The organism is Mycobacterium europaeum, from assembly GCF_034555895.2.
GTDB classification, from domain to species: Bacteria; Actinomycetota; Actinomycetes; order Mycobacteriales; family Mycobacteriaceae; genus Mycobacterium; species Mycobacterium europaeum.
The window spans coordinates 428,395-444,706 of the sequence record NZ_CP157315.1 but is presented as its reverse complement, the minus strand read 5'-3'; the positions used below and the strand labels follow the sequence as shown (position 1 = coordinate 444,706).

The window sequence follows — 16,312 nt, the reverse complement described above, 5'->3', positions numbered from 1 at the left end:
CACTAACCTTTCTGGGCCGACGCCACGCGAATAGCGCCGAATTGAATTGCTTTACACTCGCCGCGCAAAGCCCAGTGCACATTATGCAGGATGGCCACGCGGCGTTGTCCCGATTGCAATGCGTTGTCGATACGTTTGCTGACGACCATGATCATCGGGGCGGGGCGGGAGTCAGGGCGTCGCGTGGTATGTCCAGGGTTGCCAGCGGATACCCCCCGGATTCGTCGCGTCCGGAGCGCGCCAGCCGCATGGGCGGATAGTTCACCACGTGCGACGCGTCCGGCTTGTGTTGCTGCCAATCCACGGAAGCGCGCAGCGTGTAGTGCCCTGGCGCCAACCCGGCCAGGTCGACGGTCACCGATTCGGTGAACGACGCCGGGGCGGGGTGATCGCCGGCGCCCTCCCCGGACGGGACCAGCTTGCTCAGCGCCACGGCGGTCGGCAGCGTGCGGACCACCGCGCCGGAGAAATCGACGAGTCGGTAGCTGGGCACCCATTTCTCGACCGCGGCGGCCGAGCCGTAGTTGGTCCACACCACCGATATCGTCGCGGCGCGATCGCGAAACGATTCCGATCCCGGTCGCGCCTCCACCGAGTACCGATAACCGGCCGAGACGTTGGCTCGCGCCCACAACAGGTACAGGGCCGGGTCCATCGGGGTGGCAGAATCCACGGCCGGGAAGTTGAAACTCGACGTCATCGACACGTGATACTTCACGACGTCGCGCAGGCCCTTTTCGTAGTAGGAGCGCGCAGTGGTGCCGTCGGGCAACTGGCACCACTCGGTGATCACCAGGGCCGACGCCAGCCGGTCCTTCAGCCGGTCGACAAGTGGGTCCTTGGTGTGCACGTAGTACGAGCCGTCGGATTCTGCCCAGACGGGCAACGGCGCGTATACACCGAGGCAATCCGAGCGGATGCCGACCGGCGCCGACACCTTCTTGGTGACATCGTCGGCGAGCAGCTCACGCACGATTTCCGGGTTCAGCGCGGTGGTCACCAACCGGGTGTGGGGAAAGGCGCTCACGTTCGCCGCGACGAGCTGGCCGATGGCCGCCTTGGTGATGCTCTGATCGCGAAACTGGCTGTAGTAACCCAGCTTTGCGATGCTCTGCTCGGGTGAGGGGCCGGGTGCGCCCAGCGTGTCACGCAGATAGGCGATGTGGTTCTCACTGAAGTCCCCGTAGCCGGAGAACTCGAAAACGCTGAGCCGCTCGTCGCCGTCGTACCGGCGGCCGAGCGCGGCAAGCAGCTGTCCGAAGGCGTTCAGGTAGCCGGGGTCGTTCCAGTTCGGCACCACCTGCGCCACCCCGGGGGTCCACCAGTACCGTTGCGGCCCGGTGTAGGTGGTGGATGCGGGGCGCATCCAATCGGGGATGGCGATGTTGGTGTTGTTCGCGTAGGTGACGTCGCAGCAGGAGCTGTAGGCGAACACGCGAAGGGTGAGCCGCATGTTGCGTGCGGCCAGCTTCGCCAGCGCGTCGTCGATCACGCTGAAGTCGAACTTGCGCTCGTCGGGAGCGTCGGGGGGCAGGGTGTTCGGATCGGTGGGCTGCAGCTGCCGCCACGAAACCCGCAGGCTGGCGTCGTAGGACGCGGGCCACGGCGGATAGCGTCGCTGCGCGGGATTGCCCTGCGGGAACAGCGGCATCAGGAGGTCTTCGTATTGGCCCCGCAGGGGATTGGCCACCTCCTGCACGCCCAGCGGTATGGCGGGACTGGCCACCGGGGACAACGGATTGGGCTCGCTGTGGCCGCCGCATCCGCTCAACAGCGTCACCGCGCACGCGACGAGCAGCGCCGCGCCCGTTCTCCATGTTGCGACCATCGGTGCGATGCTAGATGCCGCCCGTCGGCAACGCCTTGCGGTCGGCCAAAAAAGGCATCGAGAGCCAGCGCGCGGCGAATAGGGCTTCCATCGCATCGCCGGGAACCGGACGCGACAACAGGAAACCCTGCGCCCGGCGGCACCCGTGCTGAATCAAAGTCGTTGCCGCCAAAGGTGTTTCCACCCCCTCGGCAACGACTTCCAGACCGAAGGCCTCGGCCAGGCCGATGATGGCGCGAACGATCGCCAGGTCGCCGGCGTTGTTACCCAGGTCGCGCACGAACCCGGTGTCGATCTTGAGCATGTCGACCGGCAGGGACTTCAGGTGCGACAACACCGCGTAGCCGGTGCCGAAGTCGTCGATGGCCAGCTGGACACCCACTTCCTTGAGCTCCGCCAACGTCTTTCGAGTGGTGTCAATGTCGTGCACAACGGCGCGCTCGGTGATCTCCAGGCACACCGAGCCGGCGTCGAGCCCGAACTCGTCGATGGTGTCGGCGACGTCGCGCACGAAACCCCGGGTGATGAGCTGGAGAGGTGACACGTTGATGCGCATGACCGCCCCTTGGCCGACGCCCTTGGCCCGCCAGCTGCTGAACTCGGCGCACGCGGTGCGCATCACCCAGCGGCCCAACTCCGCCGCCAGGTTGGTCGACTCGGCGATGCCGATGAAGGAGTCGGGCAGCAGCAGACCCCAGATCGGGTGCCGCCAGCGCACCAGCGCCTCCGCGCCCACGATGGCGCCCGTCGACAGATCGACCTCGGGCAGGTAGTGCAGGAGCAACGCCTCGCTGCCGATGTCGCCTTGCAGGTGCAGCTCGATGTCGTTGCGGAACGCGCGTTTGAGCGACATGTCGTCGGTGGACACCGCGATCTGGTTGCCGCCGCCGCGTTTGGCCGTCAGCACCGCTTCGTCGGCGCGGCGGAGCAGGTCGGTGCAGTTGTCTTTTCCCGGCTCGCCGACCGCCAGGCCGATGCTGACCGTGCGGCTGATCACGTGGCCGCCGATGGCCAGCCGCTCGCACAGCATCCCCGAGAGGCGCCGGGCGAACGACTCCGCGGCCTCCGGCGACATCGGCTGGTCGGGGACGACGACGAACTCGTCACCGCCCAACCGGGCGATCGTGCTGTTGGGGGCGCAGATCCGGATGCGTTGCGCGAAGATGCGGATGAACCAGTCACCTGCGGTGTGGCCGAGGTAGTCGTTGATCGGCTTGAGCCGGTCGAGGTCGAGGTACATCACCGCGACGGGCCCGGGGCATCCCGTGGCCAGCCGTCCGGACAGGTGCGCGACCAGCGCGCGACGGTTGTAGAGGCCGGTCAGATCGTCGTGCTCGGCGAGATAACGCAGCTTTTCTTCCGCCGCGATGCGGGCCTGCAGCTGTGCGAACAGCGCCGCGACCGCCTCGAGCGTGTTGATCTCTTCCTGCTCCCACTTGCGGGCACCGAACTTCACGAAGCCGAGCAAGCCGATGGTTGTCTCGCCCGAGACCAGCGGTGCGGCCGCCACGGAGGGGGAGGCGGCCGCTTTCGCCCCGCCGAGCCGGCGCCGGACATAGCGTTTGGACTGCGCGGGGCGGATCACCACCGGTTTGTGCCCGTGCCCGCACCGGGCGAGGACCGACTCGGCGAGGTCCAGCTGAGCGAAGCCCGTCGGATCCGGGTCCGCGGCGTCCGAGCGGGGCGGCCACTCGGCCACCAGCGCGGGGGTCCGGGTGTGCGGGTCGAGGTGCTGCAGGAAGCTGGCGTCCACGTCGAACTGTTGGACGAGTTGCGCGAGGATCTTCTCGCTCACCAGGATGGCCGTCGCGGCCGTGGCCTCCATCAACTGGGTGGCGACGGAGGTGACGACCAGGTCCAGGCTGCGTGACACGGTCTCCTCCGATACGGGCATACATCCCACCGGGCGGCGACCGTGGTGACGGTTGCCCGATCGGGGGACGGTCGTGATGACGAACCCCGCCGGAGGCGCGCCCATGCGCGTCGACGGACCCCTTCGATTCGCGGGTGTGGCTGTCGGATGGATTCGGACCGGGGCAGGTCACGATCGGTTTTGGTCAGCAAAACCTACCACGCGACACGGTCCCAGCCGGGCTAACGAGCAACTTCCGGCGGGGGCCCAACTGCGGCGCGAACGGGCGGCCGCGACGGTCGCCGGCCCGTCATCGGGGGCTACGGCCCGCCGGCCGCCGCGTCGTTCGCGATGTCGAGGGTGGCGATCGGGTACAGGCCGGAACCGTCGCGCCCGTCGCGGGCCAGCGCCATCGGCGCGTAGTTCACCACGTGGGAGGCGCCGGGCTTGTGCTGCTGCCAGTCCACCGACGCGCGCAGCGTGTAGTGCCCGGGCGCCAGGCCGGTCACGTCGACGTGCACGGACTCGGTGGACGACTCGGGAACCGCCTCCTCGCGCGACGAGCTGGAGTCGTCGTGGACCAGCGTCTTGAGGTTGACCGTCGCCGGAATCGTGCGGACCACGGCGCCGGAGAAGTCGACCAGCTTGTAGCCGGGTGCCCATCGTTCGGTGGTGGCCGCCGAGCCGTAGTTGGTCCAGACGACGGAGATGGCCGCCACCTTGCCCTGGATCGACTGCGAGCCCGGCTTGGCCTCCACCGAGTACCGGTAGCCGGCCGAGGTGTTCGCTTTGGCCCACAGGAGATACAGCTTGGGGTCCATCGCCGACGTCGCATCCCGGTCGGGGAAGTTGGCGCTCGACGTCATCGAGACGTGGTACCGGACGACGTCGTGCAGGGCCTTCTCGTAGTACGACCGCGGGTCGGTCCCGTTCGGCAGCGGGCACCACTGGCTGACCACCAGCGCCGAGGCCAACCGCTGCTTGATCGCGCTGACGACGGCGTCGTTGAACCGCACGTAGTGCGAGTCGCCGGACTCCGCCCATTCCGGCAGGGGGGCCTGCACGCCAAGGCAGTCCGCGCGGATGCCGACCGGTGCGGAGAGTTTCTTCGTCACGTCGTCGGCGAACAACTCGCGGACGATCTCCGGATTCTCCCCGGTCACCACCAACTGCGTATGGCCGAACGCGGCGACGTTCGCCGCGACCAGCTGCCCGATGGACGCCTTGGTGATGCTTTGATCGCGAAACTGGCTGTAGTAGCCCAACTTCGAGACGCTGTCGTCCGGCGCCGGTCCGGGCGCGCCGAGCGCGTCGCGCAGGTACGTGAGGCTGGTCCTGCCGGAGTCGCCGTACCCGGAGAACTCGAACACGCTGAGGCGCTCGTCGCCGTCGTAGCGCCGGCCCAGCGCGGCGAGCAGCTGGGTGAAGTTGTTGAGGTAGTCGGCGTCATTCCAATTCGGGACCACCTGCACGACACCGGGTGTGGAGCTGTTCGACGTCGCGGGGTAGGTGGTGGCGGCGGAGCGGATCCAGTCCGGGATCGCGATGTTGGTGGCGTTCGGATACGAATCGTTGCAACAGGATTTGTAGGTGTACACGCCGAGGATCAGCCGCATGTTCCGGCTGCCGACCTTCGCCAGCGCGTCGTCGATCGCGCTGAAGTCGAACTTGCGGTCGTCGGGCGCGTCGGGGGGCAGCGTGCGCGGGTCGACGGGCTGCAACTGGCGCCACGAGACCCGCAGGCTGGCGTCGTAGGAGGCGGGCCAGGCCGCGTACCGCTGCTGCGCGGAATTACCTTGCGGGAAAAGCGGATTCAAGCCTTCCTCGTATTGGCCGCGCAGCGGGTTGGGGATCTCTTGAGCGCTGGGCGGGATGGCCGGGCTGACCATCGCCGACAGCGGCCCGGGATCGCTCTTGCCACCGCATCCGCTCAGCACCACCGCCGCGCACACGACAGCGGCCAGCGCGCTTTTCCTCGTCCTCACGGTTGCTTCTCCCAACACACACCGTTGCACACTGAAGTGGCCCCGTACTGCCTGGGTTATCTGGTGCGTGTATCCGACGCGGGGCTGGTCACGAATTGGCGTAGCGCAGCGTAGCACGCACGACCCGCCCCTTCCCCGCTCCGGCGCAGCGCGGCCGACCCGGCTGGCGGCGCCCGTGAGGCGCGTCACAATGTTTGCGGCCCTGTCACGCTCGACCGGGCCGCGGTGTCTCAAGGGCATCAGACCCGTGAGAACAGGAGACAGCAATGACCGAGGTGGCCGCCCAGAAAACTCATGTCGTCGTGGTCGGAGGCGGATACGCCGGGACCCTGGCCGCAAACCGGTTGCGGCAGCGTCCCGACGTCGACGTCACCCTGGTGAACCCCCGCCCCCTCTTCGTGGAGCGGATCCGCCTGCACCAGTTGGTCGCCGACACCGGCGCCGCGACCGCCGACTACGCGACCCTGCTCGGCGACGGGATCCGGTTGGTCGTCGACACCGTGGACCGCATCGAGGCGGCCGACCGGCGCGTCCTGCTGTCCTCGGGCCGCGAGCTCGGCTACGACTACCTCATCTACGCGGTCGGCAGCACCGGCGCCGCACCGGCCGCGGTGCCCGGGTTCGCCGAGTTCGCGCACTCCACGGCCGACCTGGAAAGCGCGCAGCGGTTGCGCTACGCGCTCGCCGACCTGCCGCTGGCCGCGCCCGTCACCGTCGTCGGCGGCGGCCTGACCGGCATCGAAACGGCCGCCGAGCTGGCCGAACGGGGCCGGCAGGTGACCCTGGTGTGCGGCGCCGCGCTCGGCCCGTCGCTGAGCCGGCGCGGCCGGCGTTCCGTCGCCAAGCGCCTGCGCCGTTTCGGCGTCAACGTGCTGGAATCGGCGACGGTGGCCGAGGTGCGGTGGGACGCGGTGGTGCTCGGCGACGGAGCCGTGCTGCCGAGCGCGGCGACCGTGTGGACGGCGGGATTCGCCGTGCCGGACCTGGCCGCGCGCAGCGGGCTGAGCACCGACGCGCTGGGCCGACTGCTCACCGACGAGACGTTGACCAGCATCGACAACCCCTACGTCGTCGCGGCTGGCGATGCGGCCGCACCGTCGGGCCAGCCCCTGCGGATGAGCTGCCAGGCCGCCGGACCGCTGGGCGCCCAAGCCGCCGACACCGTGCTCAGCCGCCTCACCGGGACCGCTCCGGCCCGGCTCAACCAGGCGTTCGTCGGCCAGTGCATCAGCCTGGGCCGCACCTACGGCACGGTGCAGCTGGCGCGCACCGACGACACGCCGGTGAACATGGCCGTGGGCGGGCGGACAGCCGCGTCCATCAAGGAGGCCATCTGCAAGGGCACGCTGTGGGGCATCCGGCGCGAGGCCGCCAAACCCGGCTCCTACCGCTGGCTCAAGGGCGGCAATCGGCCCGCGCAGGCGCCCGCCGAGATCGCGCTGCGATGACGCGCGCGCCCGCCGGCAACGAGCACGCCGAACGGTTCACCGTGCTGCGGCCGCTGCTGTTCACCATCGCCTACGAGATGCTCGGCTCGGCCACCGAGGCCGACGATGTCCTGCAGGACAGCTATCTGCGGTGGGCGGCGGTCGACCTGTCGACGGTGCGCGACACCAAGTCCTACCTGGCTCAGCTGGTGACCCGCCAGGCGCTCAACGCGCTGCGCGCCGGCGCGCGCCGGCGCGAGGAGTACGTGGGGCCGTGGCTGCCGGAGCCGCTGCTGCTCGACGAGCGGGACGCCTCAACGGATGTGGTTCTGGCGGAATCGATTTCGATGGCGATGTTGGTTCTGCTGGAAACGCTGAGCCCCGACGAGCGGGCGGTGTTCGTGTTGCGCGAGGTGTTCGGCTTCGACTACGGCGAGATCGCCGAGGCGGTCGGCAAACCGGCGCCCACGGTGCGGCAGGTGGCGCACCGGGCGCGCGAACACGTCCGGGCGCGGCGGAAGCGGTTCGAGGCGACCGATCCCCGGCGCAACGCGCGGCTCACCGCCCAATTCCTCGAGACCGCCGCCAGCGGTGACGTGCAGACGCTGATGACGATGCTGGCCCCCGACGCCACGTGGACGGCCGACAGCGGCGGCAAGGTGTCCGCGGCGCGCCGGCCGGTGGTGGGCGCCGACCGGGTGGCCAGGGCCATCGTCGGCCTGCTCCGCAAGGCGAGCGAGTTCGCGGAGTTCCGCATCGACATGGTGACCTGCAACGGCGCGCCGGCCGTGCTGCTCTACCTGGGCGACCGCCTCGAAGGGGTGATCACGCTGGAGATCGCCGAGGACAAGATCACCAACTTCTACGTCACGCGCAATCCGGACAAGCTGGCGGCCCTGGCGACCGCCCGCGACGTCAGCCGCGGCTAGGCGGGCGCCCTTCTGTCAAGCTAGGGCGGTGCGTATCGACCGGCTCGGCGACCTTGGCGCCGCACCCGCGGTGCTGCGCGCCGTGGGCGACGCCACCGCCCGGCTCGATCTGCCGCCGCCGGCCGCGCTGACCGGCGAATGGTTCGGCGCCCTGGCGGTGATCGCGCCGAGCGTGCCGGTGCAGCCGGTCGATCCCGACGCGGCCTTCGCGACCCAACTCGGCCGGCAATCGGTCGACCCGCAAGCCGTGGGTGGCGGCTGGATCGGTTACCTTTCCTATCCCGATCCCGGCGCCGACGACCAGCCGGCCCGGATCCCCGAAGCCGCGGGCGGCTGGACCGACTGCGTGCTGCGGCGCGACCGGGACGGCCGGTGGTGGTACGAGAGCCTGTCCGGCGCACCGATGCCGGACTGGCTGGCCGCCGCCCTGGTCACGGGGCCGCCGCCGGCGCGCGACTGCCGCATCGACTGGGGCCCGGCCGACCGGGCGGCCCACCGCGACGGCGTGCTGAGCTGCCTGGAGGCCATCCGCGCCGGCGAGGTCTACCAGGCCTGCGTGTGCACCCAATTCACCGGGACGGCCGGTGGCACCTCCCTGGACTTCTTCGCCGACGGCATCGCCCGCACCTCCCCGGCGCGGGCGGCCTACCTGGCCGGGGCGTGGGGGGCGGTGGCGTCGCTGTCCCCCGAGCTCTTCCTGCGGCGGCGCGGGACGCTCGTGACGTCCAGCCCGATCAAGGGCACCCTGCCGCTGGATGCCTGGCCGTCGGCGCTGCGGGCGTCGGCGAAGGAAGTGGCCGAGAACATCATGATCGTGGACCTGGTGCGCAACGACCTCGGCCGGGTGGCCGTCGTGGGCACCGTGACCGTGCCCGAGCTGCTGGTGGTGCGACGCGCCCCCGGGGTGTGGCACCTGGTGTCCACCGTGTCGGCGCGCGTCCCCGTCGAGCTGCCGACGTCCGCGCTGCTGGACGCCGCCTTCCCGCCCGCCTCGGTCACCGGGACACCCAAACACCGCGCCCGCCAGCTGCTCTCCCAATGGGAGCCCCACCGTCGCGGACTCTATTGCGGCACAATCGGCCTGGCTTCACCCGTGGCGGGGTGCGAACTGAACGTGGCCATCCGCACGGTCGAGTTCGACGCCGCGGGCGGCGCGGTGCTGGGTGTCGGCGGCGGGATCACCGCCGACTCCGATCCGGACGCGGAATGGGCCGAATGCCTGCACAAGGCCTCTCCGATCGTGGGACAGCCGCGGATCGCGGCCGCGTTCTCGGCGGGCTGACCCCTCACGCCCCGCGCGACCGCAGGACGGCGTCGTAGAGCTGGCGCGAGCGCACCCCCGGATTGGCGGCGGCCACCTCGCCGCAGGCGTCCTTGACCCGCGCGCCGCCGGCGACCAGCTCCTGCACCCGCCCCACCAGCGCCGGCAGGTCGGCGCGCGGGGTGGCGCCGGCCAGCACCACGGTGATCTCGCCGAGCACCCCGTCGTCCGCCCACGCCGCCAGCTCGTCGAGCGATCCGCGCACCACCTCCTCGTGCACCTTGGTCAGTTCCCGGCAGATCGCCGCCCGGCGTTCGCCGCCGAGCCGGTCGACGGCGTCCCGCAGGCACGCGGCCAGCCGGCGCGGCGATTCGAAGAACACGCAGGTGCGCCGCTCGTCGGCCAGCGAGTCCAGCCAGGCCCGCCGCGCGGCCTGCTTGCGGGGGGCGAATCCCTCGAAGCAGAACTTCTCCGCCGGCAGGCCGGACACGGCCAGCGCGGTCATGACCGCCGACGGCCCGGGCAGACACGTCAGCGGCAGGCCGGCCTCCACGCACGCCGCGACCAGCCGGAAGCCGGGGTCGCTGACCAGCGGCATCCCGGCGTCGCTGACCACCAGCACCGTCGCGCCGGCCTTGACGGCGGCGATCAGGGGCTCCACCCGGGCCGCCTCGACCCGGTCGAACAGGCTGACCACCCGGCCGCCGATCGTGACGTCCAGGGCCTTCGCCAGGGTCCGCACCCGCCGGGTGTCCTCGGCCGCCACCACGTCGGCGCGGGCGAGGGCGTCGATCAGGCGGGGCGAGGCGTCCGACGGCTGGCCCAACGGGGTCGCGCCCAGCAACAGGCGGCCAGTGGTCATGACGGACAGCCTACGATCGACACCGATGTCCGCCCCGCCCCGCGAACCCCCGGTCGCCGGCCAGGAGCGCGTCGTGCCCGTCGTCAGCCCGGGACCGATGATTCCGGTGGCCGACTTCGGGCCGACCGACCAGATCCGCGGCTGGGTCGTCACGGGTGTGATCGCCGTCCTGGCCGCGATCAGCCGGTTCCTCAACCTGGGTTCGCCCACCGATGCCGGCACGCCCATCTTCGACGAGAAGCATTACGCGCCGCAGGCCTGGCAGGCGCTGCACAACCACGGGGTGGAGGACAACCCCGGCTTCGGCCTGGTGGTCCACCCGCCGGTCGGCAAGCAGCTGATCGCGATCGGCGAGGCGATCTTCGGCTACAACGGCGTGGGCTGGCGGTTCACCGGCGCCCTGCTCGGCGTGGTGCTGGTCGTGCTGGTGACGCGGATCGTCCGGCGGATCAGCCGCTCGACGCTGGTCGGCGCCATCGCCGGCGTGCTGGTGATCTGCGACGGCGTCAGCTTCGTCACCGCCCGGACCGCGCTGCTCGACGGCATCCTCACCTTCTTCGTGGTCGCGGCGTTCGGCGCGCTGATCGTCGACCGGGACGAGGTGCGCCGGCGCATGCACGTCGCGCTGCTCGCGGGGCGCGCCGCCGAGACGGTGTGGGGTCCGCGACTCGGGGTGCGCTGGTGGCGCTTCTCGGCGGGCGTCCTGCTTGGATTGGCTTGCGGGACAAAGTGGTCCGGGCTGTACTTCGTGCTGTTCTTCGGCGCCATGTCGTTGGCGTTCGACGTCGCGGCGCGGCGCCAGTACCAGGTGACCCGGCCGTGGGCCGGGGTGTTGCGGCGGGATCTGATCCCCACCGGGTACGCGCTGGTGCTCATCCCGTTCGCGGTGTACCTGGCCAGTTACGCGCCGTGGTTCGCGTCGGAGACGGCGATCGATCGGCACGAGGTCGGTCAGTCGATCGGCCCCCATTCGGTGGTCCCGCTCCCCGACGCCATCCGCTCGTTGTGGCACTACACCGCCAAGGCCTTTCAATTCCACAAGAGCCTGACCAACGCCGCCGGCAATCACCACCCGTGGGAGTCCAAGCCGTGGAGCTGGCCGATGTCGTTGCGGCCCGTGCTGTACGCGATCGATCAGCAGAACGTTTCCGGGTGCGGCGGGCAGTCGTGCGTCAAGGCGGAGATGCTGGTCGGCACGCCGGCCATGTGGTGGCTGGCCGTGCCGGTCCTGCTCTACGCCTGCTGGCGGGCGTTCGTCCGCCGCGACTGGCGTTATGCCGTTGTGCTGACCGGTTATTGCGCCGGGTGGCTGCCGTGGTTCGCCGACATCGACCGGCAGATGTACTTCTTCTACGCGTCGACGATGGCGCCGTTCCTGGTGATGGGGATCGCCCTGATCTGTGGGGACGTCCTCTACCCGCCGGGCCGGGCCCGCGGTCTGAGCCCGGAACGACGCACACTGGGGCTGATCGCCGTCTGCTGCTACGTCGCGCTGGTGGTGACCAATTTCGCCTGGCTGTTCCCGGTGCTCACCGGGCTGCCGATCTCCCAGCAGACCTGGGACATGGAGATCTGGCTGCCCAGCTGGCGCTGATCCTGCGCCGTTCACCGCCGAGATTGCCGTGAGGGTTGTGGTTCGACCCCCAGCGACGACCATGGCGGCAATCTCGGCGCCGCAAGCGATCTAACGCAGCGGGTCGCGGGCGACCGGACAGGACATGCAGCGGGGGCCGCCGCGGCCGGTGCCCAGTTCGGACCCCGCGATGGTCAGCACCTCGATGCCCGCGTCCTGCAGGCGGGCGTTGGTCTGGACATTGCGCTCGTAGGCGACCACGACGCCGGGTGCCAGCGCCAGCGTGTTGTTGCCGTCGTCCCACTGCTCCCGCTCGGCGACGACGGGGTCCAGCCCCGTGTCGATCACGCGCAGCCGGTCGATCTCCATCGCCTTGGCGGCGGCCTCCAGGAACGGCGCCTCGTCGCCGATGGCCACGCCGGCGGGCGTGCGTTCGATGGTGAACGCCGAGAGCGTGTCGACGACGTTGGCGTACATCACCACGGTGTCGGTGTCGACCATCGTGCACACCGTGTCCAGGTGCATCTGCGCACGCCGCTGCGCGATCGGCACGGCGAGCACCTTGTGCGCGAGGTCGTCGTCGAACAGGCTGCGGGCCAACGCTTCCGCGCCCGCCGGGGTGGTCCGTTCGCCCACGCCGACCGCGACCACACCGGGAGCGAGCAGCAGCACGTCGCCGCCCTCCACCGGAGCGGTGCGCGACTCGTAGGCGCGCCGCACCCCGGTGAACCGCGGGTGATGCGCGTAGATCAGATCGGTCAACGACGCCTCGCGCATCCGGGCCCGCAGCGCCAGCGTGGGGATGACCACCCGCGGGCCGATCCAGATCGACGAGTCGCGGGTGAACACCAGGTTGGGCAGCGGCTCGATGACGAAGTCCGCCCCATGGTGCATGCGCAGCACCAGCGACACGTCGGTCCGGATGTCCGACGGCAGTTCGTTGAACGTCATGCCGGCCATCAGCACCTGCGCCAGCCTGCCCGGGTCCAGTCCGCGCAGGTAGCCCGAAAGTGCTTGCGCCAGCGGCGCTCCGAGCCGCCGCGCGTCGACCGCGGCGGCAACGCCCTGCATCCTTGCCGCCCCGCTGTGGGTCAGCGCCTCGGCCAGCAGGTCCGACAACAGCAGCACCTCGATGCCCCGTGACCGCAGCAGCGCGGCGAACTGGTCGTGTTCGTCCTGGGCGCGCGCGACCCAGGGCAACCCGTCGAAGAGCAGCTGATCCATGTTGCGCGGGTTGAGCCGCCGCAGCTCGCCGCCCGGTCGGTGCAGGATCACGACCCGCAGCGTGCCCACCTCGGAATTGGTGCCCAGCTCAACCACACCCACAGTGAAAACGGTAGCCGCTCGGACGGCCGGTCCCGCCTTCATCGAACGGATGTGCGATAGACTGGCCGCCGTGGAGATCGCGGTACAAGGCTCCCTGTTCGCACACACCGAGCGCAGAGAACTCGGTGACGGCGCCTTCATCGAGATCCGCGCGGGCTGGCTCACCGACGCCGACGACCTGCTCGACGGCCTGCTGTCGGCCGTGCCCTGGCGGGAGGAACGCCGCCAGATGTACGACCGGTTGGTCGACGTCCCGCGGCTGGTGAGCTTTCACGACCTGACCGTCGACGACCCGCCGCATCCGCTGCTGGCCAGGCTGCGGCGCCGGCTCAACGACATCTACGCCGGCGAGCTCGGCGAGCCGTTCACCACGGTCGGATTGTGCTGCTACCGCGACGGCTCCGACAGCGTCGCCTGGCACGGCGACACCATCGGCCGCAGCAGCTCCGAGGACACCATGGTGGCGATCGTCAGCCTCGGCGCCACCCGCACCTTCGCCATGCGGCGGCGCGCACGTCCTTCTAGGGGCCCGTCGTTGCGGCTGCCGCAGGCGCACGGCGACCTGCTGGTGATGGGCGGCTCGTGCCAGCGCACCTGGGAGCATGCCGTGCCCAAGACGTCGGCGCCGGTGGGCCCGCGCGTCAGCATCCAGTTCCGGCCCCGCGGTGTCCGTTAGGGCCTAGCCGCGGACCGACTTCACCGCGCTGACGAGCAAGTCGCGGGCCCGCTGGGTGTCGACCGGCGCGACCGGCTGCCCGGGGACCACCAGCGGATTGGCGGTCACGATCACCTGGTAGTCACCGAACTGCGCCGAATAGTCGTAGAGCTCGCCGGTGCGGGGCCCGCCGGGGACCAGCGCCTGCAGGACGCGGTGCACCCCCAGCGTGCGGGCCCCGTCGATCCGCGGCGCGTCGACCACCTCGATGCCGCCGCGCAGTTGCGGGCCGGTGAACGCCACCTTGGCGCACTCCTTACCGGGGTCGTTGACCGGCAAGGCTTTTGACGTCTCCACAGCGATGACGACGAATCGGTTGCCCTTGCCCTCGGCGGAAACCGCGGCCATGTTGCCCTGCAGGTCCGGGGGCATCTGCGGCCCCATCGCGGCCTTGGCACAGTTGGCCGGGTCGAAGGTGAGGCCCTCGGGCAGCTTGCGGCCGGACAGCACCTTGGGGTCGATCCCCCGCTCACCGATGTCGGTGACCTTGAAATCCGGCCCGAAGCTCGACTTCACGTCGGCGACCTTCTTGATGTCGACTTTCGCCGAGGTAGCGTCCCCCGACGAGCATCCGGCGAGCACACCCACCGCCGCGACCGTGACCGCCACCTTGAACACCGTGGCCAATCTACCCAAGGCCGACGCGTCAGCTGCGCAACGTGGACACCGTTTTGACGAGCAGATCGGCGGCGACGTGCGGCGGCAGCGCGGGCACCACCGAACCCGGATCGGTGGTCAGCGTGGTGAACGCGTAGAAGTTGCCCAGGTAGGCGATGAAGGTGTATGTGCGCGAATCGATCTGAGTGCCCGACTCGACGGACGACTTGACGTCGGCCACCATGCCGAGGGTTTGGGCGCCCTCGACCTGTGGGGCGTCGATGAGATGCACGCTCGCCGTGCTGCGTCCGGCGGTCATGGTCCACTGGCCGCACCCGGCGACCACGTCGTCGGGCCGGACCACCGGCGCCGGCAAAGCCACCACCACCGCGTCGACGATGCCACCGCTGCCCGAGGCGGACACCCCCTGCGCCGACCCGTCATGTCCCTGCCCGGGGTCGGCCAGCACCCCGCATTGCGGCGGCCTCACCTTGCTGTCCGAAGCATCGGGCCCCAGGCTCCAGATCACCTGCGGGGACGCCCCGCCGGGGATCCCCGTGGTCGCCTCGTAACCGGGCGGCAGCTCGCGCACCACCCGCTTGATGTTGGCCGGGTTGACCGCCGTCGGCGCCGGCGCCGTGGTGGGCGTCGGCGGTGGGGCCGGCGCGGGCGGGTGAGCGCACGCGGCCAGCAGCAGCAACGCCAGCGCGGGACCGGTCGCGGCACCAAACCGCAACGGCCGCATGCTCGTTGGTAGCACAAGGCGCCGGCTCAGCCGACCACCTCGATCATCTGGCGGGCGACGTGCTCGATCTGGGCGGCCACGTCGCGCCGAAAACCGTGGTCACGCCGGTGCGGCACGTCGATGACGGTGGTGATGACGCCGATGTCCTCGCGCTGCCAGATCGCGCCGTAGTGGTCCATGATCGTGCGCATCGGCAGGTTGTCGGAAAGCATTCGCGCCGAGAACCTTTCGACGCCGGCGACATGGGCGGCGATGGACAGCGCGTTGATCAGGAAGCTGCCGATACCGCGGCCCTGGTAGGCGTCGGCGACGGTGAACGCGATCTCGGCGACGCTGCGGTCGCCTTCGTCGCGCACGAAGCGCGCGTCGGCGACTGGGTCGCCGCCGTCGATCACCACCCAGACGAAGTGGTCGACGTAGTCCACCTCCGAGAGGTAGTGCATCAGCGCCGGAGTGGGAAGTCGCGGTGTCATGAACCGCCGGTAGAGCGTCTCGCTGGAGAATTGGATGTGCCCGTGCACCGTTCGCTCGGTGTCGCCGGGCAGCACCGGTCGCAGCATCAGGTCGGTCCCATCGCGGACCCGGATGGGGATCGGCGTGATGAACGCGGCGAGACGCTGGCGCACAGTGCGCAGCAGCCGCTCCATGACCCCGGGTATGTGGACCATGCGGACGAAGGCGTCGTTGTCGCCGATCCACCCGGTCAGCGGCCCGGCGGTGGTGACCGTCGCGGTCCGCGGGATGTGACGCAGCAGCGCGATCTCCCCGATCAGCATCCCCGGAAAGGCGTGCTCCACGATGATCACGCCGTCGTCGCCGACGTGGGTGATCTCGACGATGCCCGAGGAGATGAGCAGGAAGGAGACGGCCTGCTCGCCCTGCTGCATCAGTACCTGGCCGGCCGCGGCGCTCAGCGGTTGCAGCGACGCCGCCAGCGGCTCCAGATCGGCGGTCGGACATCCCTCGAAGACGTCCATCGCCGCCAGCTCGTCCGCGCGCGCGCCGGTCAAGGCCACCGCGATAGTCCGCCGCTCACGCCGTCGCGGCGCGGGCCTGCGCGCCCCGGTGACCGCCGCTGTGCCATGACCTGCCCGCCTGCGTCGCCGTCGTCTACCGCGCCAGGCCCGACTCCCCCGGCCGCGGTCGGATGTTGCCCAGGTTATGGGCTGGGTTCGGGCCGCGGCAAGGAGCGCGCGTCGGCCGTGCCGGTCC

14 protein-coding genes are annotated in these 16,312 nt (G+C 70.4%); 5 read left to right on the top strand and 9 right to left on the bottom strand.

Annotated features, from left to right (window positions below; all coding sequences use genetic code 11):
• Positions 1–2: 2 nt before the first annotated feature.
• The 4 genes from U8D42_RS02290 to U8D42_RS02275 all read right to left on the bottom strand — a co-directional run bounded on the left by U8D42_RS02290 (position 3) and on the right by U8D42_RS02275 (position 5,665).
• Positions 3–155, bottom strand: coding sequence for a hypothetical protein (locus U8D42_RS02290; RefSeq protein ID WP_322859383.1), 153 nt, complete (start codon positions 153–155; stop codon positions 3–5).
• The gene (locus tag U8D42_RS02285) at positions 152–1,828 is read right to left on the bottom strand and encodes a hypothetical protein (RefSeq protein WP_322859384.1); all 1,677 of its coding nucleotides are present in this window, start codon (positions 1,826–1,828) and stop codon (positions 152–154) included. Before U8D42_RS02285 ends, U8D42_RS02290 begins: the two co-directional genes overlap by 4 nt.
• A 10-nt stretch (positions 1,829–1,838) precedes the next feature.
• On the bottom strand, positions 1,839–3,701 hold the full coding sequence (locus U8D42_RS02280; protein WP_322859385.1) for a putative bifunctional diguanylate cyclase/phosphodiesterase: 1,863 nt from the start codon (positions 3,699–3,701) through the stop codon (positions 1,839–1,841).
• Positions 3,702–4,000: 299 nt separating this feature from the next.
• A complete protein-coding gene (locus U8D42_RS02275; RefSeq protein WP_322859386.1) occupies positions 4,001–5,665 on the bottom strand; it encodes a hypothetical protein in 1,665 nt (554 codons plus the stop codon).
• Positions 5,666–5,931: 266 nt separating this feature from the next.
• On the opposite strand from U8D42_RS02275, the gene U8D42_RS02270 reads away from it, so the two are divergent.
• From U8D42_RS02270 to U8D42_RS02260, 3 genes are read left to right on the top strand one after another with little or no spacing between them, the layout of a single operon-like run.
• Entirely contained in the window at positions 5,932–7,113 is a 1,182-nt protein-coding gene (locus U8D42_RS02270; protein WP_322859387.1) for an NAD(P)/FAD-dependent oxidoreductase, read from the top strand.
• A complete protein-coding gene (locus U8D42_RS02265) occupies positions 7,110–8,021 on the top strand; it encodes an RNA polymerase sigma-70 factor (protein ID WP_322859388.1) in 912 nt (303 codons plus the stop codon). Before U8D42_RS02270 ends, U8D42_RS02265 begins: the two co-directional genes overlap by 4 nt.
• A gap of 28 nt (positions 8,022–8,049) precedes the next feature.
• Positions 8,050–9,303: an aminodeoxychorismate synthase component I gene (locus U8D42_RS02260; protein WP_322859389.1), complete on the top strand. Its 1,254-nt coding sequence runs from the start codon at positions 8,050–8,052 to the stop codon at positions 9,301–9,303.
• Between the two features lie 4 nt (positions 9,304–9,307).
• Here U8D42_RS02260 and rsmI read toward each other — a convergent pair whose 3' ends face one another.
• Complete coding sequence (rsmI, locus tag U8D42_RS02255) at positions 9,308–10,144, bottom strand: 16S rRNA (cytidine(1402)-2'-O)-methyltransferase (protein ID WP_322859390.1); 837 nt, start codon at positions 10,142–10,144, stop codon at positions 9,308–9,310.
• A gap of 25 nt (positions 10,145–10,169) precedes the next feature.
• Between rsmI and U8D42_RS02250 the strand changes: the two genes are divergently transcribed.
• Positions 10,170–11,738, top strand: a complete 1,569-nt coding sequence (locus tag U8D42_RS02250) for a dolichyl-phosphate-mannose--protein mannosyltransferase (RefSeq protein ID WP_322859391.1) — start codon at positions 10,170–10,172, stop codon at positions 11,736–11,738.
• 90 nt (positions 11,739–11,828) lie between these two features.
• Here U8D42_RS02250 and arcA read toward each other — a convergent pair whose 3' ends face one another.
• Positions 11,829–13,043: an arginine deiminase gene (gene arcA / locus U8D42_RS02245; RefSeq protein ID WP_322859393.1), complete on the bottom strand. Its 1,215-nt coding sequence runs from the start codon at positions 13,041–13,043 to the stop codon at positions 11,829–11,831.
• A 70-nt stretch (positions 13,044–13,113) separates the two neighbouring features.
• Between arcA and U8D42_RS02240 the strand changes: the two genes are divergently transcribed.
• The gene (locus U8D42_RS02240; RefSeq protein WP_322859394.1) at positions 13,114–13,719 is read left to right on the top strand and encodes an alpha-ketoglutarate-dependent dioxygenase AlkB; all 606 of its coding nucleotides are present in this window, start codon (positions 13,114–13,116) and stop codon (positions 13,717–13,719) included.
• Positions 13,720–13,722: 3 nt separating this feature from the next.
• Here U8D42_RS02240 and U8D42_RS02235 read toward each other — a convergent pair whose 3' ends face one another.
• Genes U8D42_RS02235 through U8D42_RS02225 form a run of 3 tightly spaced genes read right to left on the bottom strand, consistent with a single transcriptional unit; the run spans position 13,723 to position 16,077 of the window.
• A complete protein-coding gene (locus U8D42_RS02235) occupies positions 13,723–14,376 on the bottom strand; it encodes a DUF5642 family protein (protein WP_322859395.1) in 654 nt (217 codons plus the stop codon).
• Positions 14,377–14,404: 28 nt separating this feature from the next.
• Complete coding sequence (locus U8D42_RS02230) at positions 14,405–15,100, bottom strand: DUF5642 family protein (RefSeq protein WP_085239647.1); 696 nt, start codon at positions 15,098–15,100, stop codon at positions 14,405–14,407.
• Positions 15,101–15,126: 26 nt separating this feature from the next.
• Positions 15,127–16,077 (bottom strand): GNAT family N-acetyltransferase, encoded by a 951-nt coding sequence (locus tag U8D42_RS02225; protein ID WP_322859495.1) that lies wholly within the window; start codon positions 16,075–16,077, stop codon positions 15,127–15,129.
• Positions 16,078–16,312 lie beyond the last annotated feature (235 nt).

Bases quoted from the DNA above. Each gene is read 5' to 3' on its own strand.
- U8D42_RS02250 (WP_322859391.1), top strand. From the start codon at position 10,170: ATGTCCGCCCCGCCCCGCGAACCCCCGGTCGCCGGCCAGGAGCGCGTC.
- U8D42_RS02225 (WP_322859495.1), bottom strand. From the start codon at position 16,077: ATGGACGTCTTCGAGGGATGTCCGACCGCCGATCTGGAGCCGCTGGCG.
- U8D42_RS02285 (WP_322859384.1), bottom strand. From the start codon at position 1,828: ATGGTCGCAACATGGAGAACGGGCGCGGCGCTGCTCGTCGCGTGCGCG.
- U8D42_RS02230 (WP_085239647.1), bottom strand. From the start codon at position 15,100: ATGCGGCCGTTGCGGTTTGGTGCCGCGACCGGTCCCGCGCTGGCGTTG.
- U8D42_RS02270 (WP_322859387.1), top strand. From the start codon at position 5,932: ATGACCGAGGTGGCCGCCCAGAAAACTCATGTCGTCGTGGTCGGAGGC.
- U8D42_RS02290 (WP_322859383.1), bottom strand. From the start codon at position 155: ATGATCATGGTCGTCAGCAAACGTATCGACAACGCATTGCAATCGGGA.
- U8D42_RS02265 (WP_322859388.1), top strand. From the start codon at position 7,110: ATGACGCGCGCGCCCGCCGGCAACGAGCACGCCGAACGGTTCACCGTG.
- rsmI (WP_322859390.1), bottom strand. From the start codon at position 10,144: ATGACCACTGGCCGCCTGTTGCTGGGCGCGACCCCGTTGGGCCAGCCG.